Source organism: Dokdonella sp. (assembly GCF_049593775.1).
Taxonomy (GTDB): domain Bacteria; phylum Pseudomonadota; class Gammaproteobacteria; order Xanthomonadales; family Rhodanobacteraceae; genus Dokdonella.
Genome location: NZ_JBAWHJ010000432.1, coordinates 1 through 7,424, shown reverse-complemented (window position 1 = coordinate 7,424; position 7,424 = coordinate 1). Strand labels below are relative to the sequence as shown.

Here is a 7,424-nt window from a genome sequence, read left to right as displayed (position 1 = left end):
CGCAGCTCCTGGATCTTGGCTTCGAGTTCGCCGATCGGTGCTTCGAATTCGAGGAAGTTGGGGTTCATTCGGCGCTGTTTGAATCAGAAGAGCGCGAGTATAGCGTTTCGCGTCGCAGCGTGAGTCTGGGGCGGCAAATTTACCCGACGGAATGCCCGTAGACGAATTCTGCCTCGATGACCCCGTCCAGCCCTGCGACCGCCTGGGCCAGGGCCGGACTGGCGCGCACTCGCCATTCGGGCCCCAGTTCGATCTCGCCGCGGCCGCTTTCGTTGCTGAACGCAATTCGTACCGTGGTGGTGCCACCACGGCTGGCCTCCAGGGCGGCATACAGGCGCGTGGCGAAATCGTCGCCAATACCGTTCACGCGCAGTCGCAACAAGCGAGCCTGGCGCTCGCAGGCAGATTCGATCGTGCTCACGCGCTGGGTGCGTAGCTGGTAATTCCCGGAAAAGTCGTCGATCGACAACGAGCCTTCGAAAACCAGGATCGCGTCACGACTGAGCAAGGGCGCAAACTCGGTCCAGGCTTCGCGATACAGGACGGCCTCGAAACGACCCGAATAATCTTCGACCTGCACAAAGGCGCGCGATTCGCCCTGCTTGCGCAAGCCCAGCACGGAGCCAGCCAGGGTGAATGACTGGCCGCCGCCAAATCGGCTTCGTCCTTCCTGTGGCTTGTGATGCTTTTCAAGCTCTCCGACTGGGCAACTCACGACTCGGGCGAACAATTCCCGCCAGGCATCGGTCGGATGGCCGGAGAGGTAGTGTCCGAGCGTATCCCGCTCGCCTGCGAGCCGTCGCTCTGCCGGCCAGTCCTCGACTTCGACCAGCTCGATGGTCACCGCAGCCGGACTGGCTGCACCGAACATGTCGTTCTGGCCGGCCAGTGCATTGCGGGCGTGTTGTTCGGCTGCGCGCACTGCTTCGGGAAGCTGCGACATCAGGCTGGCACGGTTGCCGGCCAGGGCATCCATTGATCCCGAAAGTATCAATGCTTCGAGCGTGCGCTTGTTGATCTTCTGCGAATCGACGCGCAGGCAGAAATCGCCGAGATCCTTGAACACGCCTCCGCTTTCCCGAGCATTGACGACGTTGTCGATGGCGCCTTCACCAACACCTTTTACCGCGCCGAGGCCATAGCGGATCTTCTTCGATGCGAGGCCCTCCGTGTCAGCGTCGAGCGCATGGAACTTGTAACCGGAAGCGTTGATATCCGGTGGCAGTACCTCGAGCCCGATCGTGCGTGCTTCACCGAGCAGATTGACGACCTTGTCGGTATTGTCCATGTCGGCGGAAAGCACCGCCGCCATGAATTCGGCAGGGTAGTGGGTCTTCAGCCATGCCGTCTGATATGACACCAGTGCATAGGCGGCGGCATGCGACTTGTTAAAGCCGTAGCCGGCAAACTTCTCCATGGTGTCGAACACCGCATCGGCCATGCGTTCGTCGACACCATTCTTCGCGGCACCTTCGCGGAAGATCGCGCGGTGCCTGGCCATCTCCTCGACTTTTTTCTTGCCCATGGCACGGCGCAGCAGATCAGCACCGCCCAGCGAGTAGCCGCCGACGATCTGGGCCATCTGCATGACCTGTTCCTGGTAGACCATGATGCCGTAGGTCTCGCGCAGTACAGGTTCAACGCGCTGGTCTGGATACTCGATGACTTCAGTGCCGTGCTTGCGCTTGCAGTAGCTTGGAATCAGGTCCATTGGACCGGGGCGATACAGTGCGCCGAGTGCGATCAGATCCTCGAATCTGTCAGGCTTGGCATCCTTGAGCATGCCTTGCATGCCACGTGATTCAAACTGGAAAACGGCGATGGTCTGGGCACGCTTGAACAGCGTGTAGACGGCAGCATCGTCCAGCGGCAACTGGCTGATATCGAGCGCCGTCTCGCCAGTCCTGGCACGACGCACGTTGATCGCCTTGACCGCCCAGTCGATGATGGTCAGCGTGCGCAGGCCAAGGAAGTCGAACTTGACCAGGCCGACTTTTTCCACGTCGTCCTTGTCGTACTGGGTAACGGCGCCTTCACCACCGGCTTCACTGTAGACCGGCACGTAGTCGGTCAGCGGACCGGGGGCAATGACGACACCGCCGGCATGTTTTCCGGCGTTGCGGGTCAGGTCCTCGAGCTTCAGGGCAAGATCAACCAGCTCGCGAATCTCGTCGTCGTTCTCGTACTCGCTCTTGAATTCACTGACGACCCGATCGGGTTCCTTTCGCGATTTTTCGCTGCGGCCGAGTGCGTCTTCCAGACTCAGGTCGAGGGGGCGCATCGGTATCAGCTTGGCAATCCGGTCGACCTGGCCGTATGGCATGCCAAGGACGCGCCCGGAATCGCGCAGTACGGCCTTGGCCGCCATCGTGCCAAACGTGATGATCTGGCTGACGTGATCGCGACCGTATTTGTGCGCCACGTACTCAATCACGCGGTCGCGCTTGTCCATGCAGAAATCGATATCGAAATCGGGCATGGAGACACGTTCGGGGTTGAGGAACCGTTCGAACAGGAGGCCGTATCGCAGCGGGTCGATATCGGTGATGCCGAGCGCCCAGGCGACTACCGAACCTGCGCCGGATCCGCGCCCGGGGCCGACCGGGATGTCGTGGTCCTTGGCCCAGTTGATGAAGTCGGCAACGATCAGGAAGTACCCGGGAAAGCCCATTTCGACGATCACGTCGACTTCGGTTTCCAGGCGCCTTTCATAGTCGTGCGTGGCAAAACCTTGCGCAGGGGCTTGCCGGGCCAGGCGAGCGGCCAGGCCCTGGTGTGACTGGCTACGGATCCAGGAGTCCAGCGTGTGCCCGGCGGGGATCGGGAACTCAGGGAGAAAGTAGGTGCCAAAGGTCAATTCAAGATTGCAGCGCTTTGCAAGTTCGACTGTGTTCTCGATTGCCTGCGGCAAGTCGGCGAACAGGTCGATCATCTGCTGCGGAGATTTCAGGTACTGCTCAGCCGAATAGGATCGTGGGCGCTTCGGATCCGCCAGCACGCGACCATCGTGGATGCAGACGCGCGCCTCATGCGCCTCGAAGTCATCCGGCTTGAGAAACCGCACATCGTTGCTGGCCACCACGGGAACCTGCAACTGGACGGCAAGCTCCACCGCAGCAGCTACGTGGACATCTTCATCGGCACGCTGTGTGCGCACGAGTTCAAGGTAGAAGCGATCGGGAAAATGCCGTTGCCATTCGCGCACGCATTCGCGCGCGGCCTCTTCACGGCCATTCACAAGCAGCTTGCCGACCTCGCTCTCACGGCCGGCGAGTACGATCAATCCGCGACTGGCTTCGACCAGCCATGCGCTTTCGATCAGCGCATGGTCTCCGTGGCGACCATGTGCCCAGGCCCGCGAAACCAGGCGCGAAAGGTTTCTGTAGCCTTCGAGATCCTGGCACAACAAGGTGATTCGATGCGGTTTTGCGCGATCGGCCGGATCTTCGATCCAGAGATCGCAACCGGCTATCGGCTTGATCCCCGCTTTTTCGGCTGCGGCGTAGAACTTGACCAGGGCAAACAGGTTGACCTGATCGGTCAGGGCCACGGCTGGCATGCCGGTCGCCGCACAGGCCGTAACCAGCGGTTTGATCCGGATCGTCGAATCGACCAGCGAATACTCGCTGTGGACGTGCAGATGGACAAAATCCGCGGGCATGGCGGCAACAAACGTGAGGAGCCGACAGAGTAGCGGCCACGTGCGGGTCTAACAAGCTTGCGTTGCCTTGGCGTGGGCTTGTGGCCGGGCCGGCTCAGTCTTGCTCGGTGCTTGGTGGCCGCGCGTCCTCGTCACTTTTGCAGGCCAGAGCGTTGCGGACCGGGGCGAAGCTGCGCCGATGCTGCGGGCATGGCCCCAGTCGCTCCAGCGCTTCCCGGTGGGCGGCGGTCGGATAGCCCTTGTGACGGGCAAAGTCATAGCCGGGATGAATGCGATCGAGTGCAACCATGAGGCGATCGCGCTCGGTCTTGGCCAGGATTGATGCCGCGCTGATACAGGCTTCCGTGGCATCGCCGCCGACAATGGCTCTGCCAGTACACGGCAAGTCGCCAGGCAGCCGATTGCCATCAATCAGGGCCAGCTCCGGCAAACAGGGCAGCGACGCCAGCGCGCGTGACATGCCCGCCATGGTGGCGGCAAGAATGTTCAACAGGTCAATTTCTGCCGCCTCCACGATGCAGAGGGACCATGCCAGTGCGGAATTTCGGATTTCATCGGCAAGCCGCTCGCGCTGGCGTGCGCTCAGGGCCTTTGAGTCGGCCAGGCCAGCGATCGGCTGCGCTGGATCAAGAATGACAGCGGCAACGACAACGGGACCCGCCAGCGGCCCTCGGCCTGCTTCGTCGACGCCAGCGGTCCGGCCGGCGAGATCCGGGTGCGGGCTGGCGAACAGATCCCTGCGTGTTGCATCGCTGCGTGGACACCGACGCATCGCCATCAGTCGATGATCGCGGTGGCTGCGCTGTGGCGTGCATCGCCGCGCAATGACTCGTGAATTCGCTTGTATTCGACCAGCAGGTCAGGAGAAACGCTTCGCGTGCGCAGGCTGTCGCGCAGGGCGTCCGCCAGTGCGGGCGGGGTGCATTGATCCTGCATCAGCTCCGGCACCAGGTCCCTGCCGGACAGGTGGTTGGGAAGCGAATAGCGCTCGACCTTGAGCAGCCCCAGGCCCTTGACGATACGGTGGGTCAAAGCAGCGAGACGGTAGGCCACGACCATCGGTCGTTTGGCCAACAAGGCTTCCAGCGCCGCCGTGCCGGAGGCCAGCAAGATGGCATCAGCGGCGACCATGGCGGTGTGGGATTGGCCATTCAGAATGAGAATGGAGAATGGGGAATCGGGAATGGTCAGCGCAGGAGCATCGTCGCCTTTGCGCCCTTCAACGCCCCATTCCCCATTCCCCACTCCCGCTTTCGCCAACGCGTTGGCAAAAGCCCTGCCGCACACTTCATTTGCCATCGGTGCGACAACGTGCAGATTCGGAATTTCCTTTGCCAGGATCTGGGCGGCGGCAATGAAGTCCGCGCCGAGGCGCTTGATCTCGCCTAGCCGGCTGCCAGGCAGCAGGGCGAGCACAGGAACGTTGGCAGGCAGTCCCAGGCGGGTGCGCGCAGCGTTCTGATCGGGCTCGAGGTCAAACGCATTGGCCAGCGGGTGCCCAACGAAGCGGGCGTCCACGTTGTGCCGCGCATACACCGGCGGCTCCATCGGAAACAGGCAGAGCACGCGATCCACGCACTGTCCGATCTTTTGCGCTCTATTCTCGCGCCATGCCCATATCGATGGACTGACGTAGTGGAGGGTGCGAATGCCTGCTCGTTTCAGTTTTCGTTCGAGGCCGAGATTGAAGTCGGGAGCATCAATGCCGATGAAGGCATCGGGGCGTAGTGCGACGGCGCGCTTGCGCACGGCTCGTCGAATCCACAGCAGCCCAGGAAGATGGCGCAGGACTTCGGCAAGCCCCATGACCGCAAGACGTTCCGCAGGAAACCACGCATCGAGTCCTGCGGCGATCATGCGAGGACCACCAATCCCGGCAAAACGCGCATCCGGAAAGCGATCTCTCAGTGACTCGATCAGATCGGCACCGAGCAGGTCACCCGATGCTTCGCCGGCTACAAGAATGAATAGCCGGGAATGGGGGGGGGGAATGGGGAATCGGTCATGGTGTCGTGCGATTCCTGGAGTCGCGCTATGCTTCCTTTCAACAGCAATCTGGGGTTGGTCAATTCTCAAGCAGAGTCTTTCAACTCCAGAATTCTCGAGCAACCAAAAGTTCGTCAAGCCAAACCCATTCCCCATTCTCGATTCCCGGCCCTTAACGCACCAACGAGCGTTGAGAACGTTCAATGAAGTCGAGCATGAGCTTGACGTCGGGTGCGGACTCGGCGGCAAGGGCCAGTTCGGATCGGGCCTTTGAGAGGGGAAGGCCGGAATTGTAGAGAGTCCGGTAGGCGCGCTTGATGGCCATGATCCGGTCCGAGGAATAGCCGCGCCTGCGCAATCCTTCGGAGTTGATTCCCTTGGGTTCGGCAAAACTGCCGGCCACGGTCACATAGGGCGGGACATCTCGGTTGATGATCGCTCCCATCGCCGTGAACGCATGCGCGCCGACCTGACAAAACTGATGGACGAGGGTGAAGCCACCCAGGATGACCCAGTCGTCAACGGTTACATGTCCGGCCAGTGAAGCGGCATTCGAAAAAATGGCGCTGTTGCCGACCGTGCAGTCATGCGCGATATGCACATAGGCCATCAGCCAGTTGTCGTTGCCGATCCGGGTCAGTCCGCCGCCATCCTCCGTGCCTCGATTGAACGATACAAACTCGCGGATGACGTTGCGGTCGCCGATTTCAAGCCTGGAATGCTCACCGTGGAATTTCTTGTCCTGTGGAGCCGAGCCCAGCGAGGCGAATTGCCAGATTCGATTGTCCTTGCCGATCCGGGTCTGGCTTTCGATGACCACATGCGAGCCGATCGTTGTGCCATCACCGATTTCAACGTCCGGTCCAATGATGCTGAATGCGCCGACGCTGACGTTTTCGCCAAGGCGTGCGCTGGGGTCCACCAGGGCGGTCGGATGGATCATCATTCCCTCCGCTCGGCGCAAAGCAGTTCTGCTTCTGCAACGACTTCGCCATCAACCTTGGCTTGCCCCCAGAACAGTCCCATGCGGCGCAATGTTCGTTTCCGCTCGACTTCGAGAATGAGCTGGTCTCCCGGTACGACGATTCGCGTGAAGCGAGCCTTGTCGATCTTGACCAGATAGAAAAGTGCCGGCTGGTTCGGATCCTGGCTGGCCGACAACTGCACTAGCGCGCCCGAGGCTTGCGCCAGGGCTTCAATGACGAGTACGCCTGGCATGACCGGGTGGCCGGGGAAATGGCCCTGGAAAAACGGCTCATTGAACGTTACGTTTTTCAGCGCTGTCAGGCGTTTGCCGTCCTCGTATTCGAGCACGCGATCGATCAGCAGAAACGGGAATCGATGGGGCAAAAGCTGGGTGATACGCCTCACGTCGATCGGGCCTTGCTCGGGCGACGATTTCGGTTCATTCATTGCGGTTTCCCTTGGTTTTGTCTGCAACATTTCTAGCCAGTTCGTCGAGGTGCTTGAAGCGCGCTGCGTTGCGCCGCCAGAGCCGGCTTTCCTGGATCGGTGTTCCCGACGAATATTCGCCTGAGTCACGAATTGAATGGGTGACCAGGCTCATTGCCGTGATGGTGACGCGATCAGCAATCGTCAAATGGCCAATTATGCCAGCCCCGCCCCCAATCAGGCAGTTTCGGCCTATCTGTGTGCTTCCGGCGATTGCAGCACAGCCGGCGATCGCGGTGTGTGCGCCGATCGTGACGTTGTGGGCCACCTGAATCTGGTTGTCCAGTCGCACGTCCTCTTCAAGAACGGTATTTTCGAGTGCACC

At 60.9% G+C, this 7,424-nt stretch carries 5 protein-coding genes and 1 pseudogene; all 6 read right to left on the bottom strand.

Annotated elements, in window-relative coordinates; all coding sequences use genetic code 11:
• Positions 1-139 precede the first annotated feature (139 nt).
• Positions 140-3,661, bottom strand: a complete 3,522-nt coding sequence (gene dnaE, locus WBP53_RS14910; protein WP_423930302.1) for a DNA polymerase III subunit alpha — start codon at positions 3,659-3,661, stop codon at positions 140-142.
• 94 nt (positions 3,662-3,755) lie between these two features.
• Entirely contained in the window at positions 3,756-4,433 is a 678-nt protein-coding gene (gene rnhB / locus WBP53_RS14905) for a ribonuclease HII (protein WP_423930300.1), read from the bottom strand.
• Between the two features lie 5 nt (positions 4,434-4,438).
• Positions 4,439-5,569 (bottom strand): lipid-A-disaccharide synthase, encoded by a 1,131-nt coding sequence (gene lpxB, locus WBP53_RS14900; protein WP_423930304.1) that lies wholly within the window; start codon positions 5,567-5,569, stop codon positions 4,439-4,441.
• Positions 5,570-5,819: 250 nt separating this feature from the next.
• Entirely contained in the window at positions 5,820-6,590 is a 771-nt protein-coding gene (gene lpxA, locus WBP53_RS14895) for an acyl-ACP--UDP-N-acetylglucosamine O-acyltransferase (RefSeq protein WP_423930298.1), read from the bottom strand.
• Positions 6,590-7,060 carry a 3-hydroxyacyl-ACP dehydratase FabZ gene (fabZ, locus tag WBP53_RS14890; RefSeq protein ID WP_423930296.1) on the bottom strand — a complete coding sequence of 157 codons (471 nt, stop codon included), beginning with the start codon at positions 7,058-7,060 and terminating at the stop codon, positions 6,590-6,592. The genes lpxA and fabZ overlap by 1 nt, the downstream gene beginning before the upstream one ends.
• Positions 7,053-7,424, bottom strand: a pseudogene (locus tag WBP53_RS14885) (UDP-3-O-(3-hydroxymyristoyl)glucosamine N-acyltransferase); the annotation flags it as partial. The pseudogene WBP53_RS14885 and the gene fabZ, both read right to left, overlap by 8 nt.